The organism is uncultured Campylobacter sp. (assembly GCF_938045625.1).
Classification (GTDB): Bacteria; Campylobacterota; Campylobacteria; order Campylobacterales; family Campylobacteraceae; genus Campylobacter_A.
This window is the reverse complement of sequence record NZ_CALIAV010000091.1, coordinates 1-2,385: the sequence shown is the minus strand read 5'-3', so window position 1 is coordinate 2,385 and position 2,385 is coordinate 1. Positions and strand designations below refer to the sequence as shown.

3 protein-coding genes and 1 pseudogene are annotated in these 2,385 nt (G+C 46.1%); 1 reads left to right on the top strand and 3 read right to left on the bottom strand.

Annotated features, from left to right (window positions below):
• Window positions 1-341 (top strand): annotated as a pseudogene (locus tag Q0386_RS08485) (DNA-binding response regulator); the annotation flags it as partial.
• Between the two features lie 340 nt (window positions 342-681).
• Here the strand turns inward: Q0386_RS08485 and Q0386_RS08480 are convergent.
• From Q0386_RS08480 to Q0386_RS08470, 3 genes are all read right to left on the bottom strand, one after another.
• Entirely contained in the window at window positions 682-1,203 is a 522-nt protein-coding gene (locus tag Q0386_RS08480) for a hypothetical protein (RefSeq protein ID WP_299029762.1), read from the bottom strand.
• Entirely contained in the window at window positions 1,203-1,856 is a 654-nt protein-coding gene (locus Q0386_RS08475) for a thiol:disulfide interchange protein DsbA/DsbL (protein ID WP_299029759.1), read from the bottom strand. Before Q0386_RS08475 ends, Q0386_RS08480 begins: the two co-directional genes overlap by 1 nt.
• 260 nt (window positions 1,857-2,116) lie before the next feature.
• Window positions 2,117-2,385: aryl-sulfate sulfotransferase (locus tag Q0386_RS08470; RefSeq protein ID WP_299029756.1), on the bottom strand; the 269-nt coding region annotated here is incomplete at its 5' end.

The window sequence follows — 2,385 nt, the reverse complement described above, 5'->3', positions numbered from 1 at the left end:
CCGCTCTGTGCCGTCTGCTCGTGGCTCTAACCTACGAAAAGGACGAAAAGCTCGTGCGTCTGGGCCCGCAAACCAGCATAAATCTCGCCAAAGAAAAGATCTACAAAAACGGCGAGGAGATCTATCTATCCTTTTTGCAAAACAAGCTCTTTTGGCTCTTTGCGTACAACCTAAACAAACTCGTGAGCTACGAGATGATCGAGGAGTTCGTCTACGAGGGCGAGCTGCCTAGCAAGGGTGCGATACAAAACGTCGTGCTGAGGCTGAAGCGGGAGCTGGGAGTTAAATTTAAAAATATCAGTGAAAGCGGATACATCTTACTAAGCGGCGATCAAATTTAACTTTGCGGCTTGTCTTTTTCCTTTATGCTTCGTTGTAAATTTCGCCGAAGCTCGGTTACATACTATATGTATGCGCTCTCGCTCGACTCATTTCCGCCTCGCCTAAAGAAAAAATACCGCGCCTTATTACTTTATGTTCAAATTTGAGTCGCCGAGACCCGCACCTTGAAAACGTTAAATTTGTAAATTTAGTAAGCTATGAAATAAATATTCCAGACGGATTGTGTGTAGTTTAAATAGTTTTTGATTAGGCGTGACGGGAGCATACATATAGTATGTGACCGAGCGCCTTAATCAAAAACTACTTTTAAAATCCGTCAAGCGCGTGGGAATCCAAAATTTAAATTTGATTGATTTCACTACTGCGGGCATTATACACAAACCAGCTCAAAATCATAACCAAACAAAACGCTCCAAACACCGCAAAAAACGCAAAATTCGCCCATGCGTAAATTTTGGTAAATCCAGCCTCGTTTGTCGCACTAAAATCAGGCGCAAAAAAGCTCGGGCAAATTTCATTTAGCGGTAGCGCAAAAGGAAAACCAATCTCGCTAACGCCGCTAAAGTCGCTCATGGAGTAATCAAGCCCAAATATCACGCCCAGAAAAATCAGGAAAAATCCAGCCAGCTTGACGCCAAAAACCTTAGGCGCGCACATCGCCACACACACGCCAAACGTAGCAAACAGCGTCGCAAAACGCAGCTTCACAACAAGCGCGTCCGCAACCGCGCCGCCCAAAAACAGCTCGCACAGGATAAATTTGATCGCCAAAACGGTGAGCAACGCCGCCCAAAACGCCCGCCTTCGCTGCAAGTTATACACAAAGCAGACAAAGCCCTTGTTTTCGATATTGTAGTCCATTATTTTGCTAGCAGCTCCTTGACCGCCGCCGCCATCGCGTCTACCGAGCCGATCGCTTTCACGTTTATCAGGTATTTGCCGCCGACCACGTATGCGGGCACGCCCTGAATCTTCGCCACGTCGTAGCTATCGTCCCACGCTTTTAAAATTTCTTGCGCGCGCTCGCTAGCTAGAGCCTTGTCGTAGTCCGCATCGCTCACGCCTGCTGCGCTAAGAGCCGTCTGGATAAATCTCGCCTTGTCCTTGCCGCCATTAAAATCATCGTCCTTGTCGTGAGTAGCCTTGTAGATCGCAAATTTGGCCTTTTTAAATTTAGACTTGTCGCTAAGCAAACTAACGTCGCTAGCCTCGTCCAAAACGATCATCGCAGCAAAAATTTTGCTCGCCGTTTCGCCGAGCTTGCCCTTGGTTTTTAGGTGATACGGGATAAATTTGACTCCGTCTAGCTCGCTAAATAGCTTTGGCGTGACGCTTCGGTCAAATTTGTAGCAGTGGACGCACTCGTAGCTAAAAACCTTTACGACGCTATCTTTTGGTACGTTTAGCGGCTTTTCTAGCACTTGATAGTCCGTGCCCTCCTCCAGCGCGTTTGCACTGACGCCGAGCAAGCAAACGGCGGCTAAAATTCGTATAAATTTAGAAAGCATTTTCATCAAATTCCTTTGCGGTAAATTTTAAAGATTGTATAAAATAAAGGGTAAATTTGAGATTAAGCGAGCTAAACTCGGCAAATTTGACGGGTTAAATTTAAACAAAGCGGCGAGTCAAATTTCATTTCAAATTTAGCCCGCCGCGCAAATTTTAAATTTAACTCCAGCGATCGCAGTAAATTTAACTCGCCGCAAAATCCCAAATCCAGCCGCGCGCCCTATTTTGACGGTGGCTAGAAAAACTAAACCGGAAAAGGCTAAATTTAATAGTTAAAGATATTTGGATCGATCACCATCGCGCGGTAGGCCACGTCGTCTCTAGACGCGGACTCCACGTCCATTTCAAATTTGATGTCGTTTGTTTTCGGATCGATCTCCACGAGCACCATTTTGATCGTCTTATCGGGCTTTAGCAGATAGACGTTCGAGCTTGAGATAAAATACGTGCTTTTATCCTTTTGCCACTCCACGACGCTCGTAACCGCGCTATAGAAGTCAAATCCGCGCTCCTTGCCAAACTCCCACGTCTGCT

Bases quoted from the DNA above. Each gene is read 5' to 3' on its own strand.
- Q0386_RS08480 (WP_299029762.1), bottom strand. From the start codon at position 1,203: ATGGACTACAATATCGAAAACAAGGGCTTTGTCTGCTTTGTGTATAAC.
- Q0386_RS08475 (WP_299029759.1), bottom strand. From the start codon at position 1,856: ATGAAAATGCTTTCTAAATTTATACGAATTTTAGCCGCCGTTTGCTTG.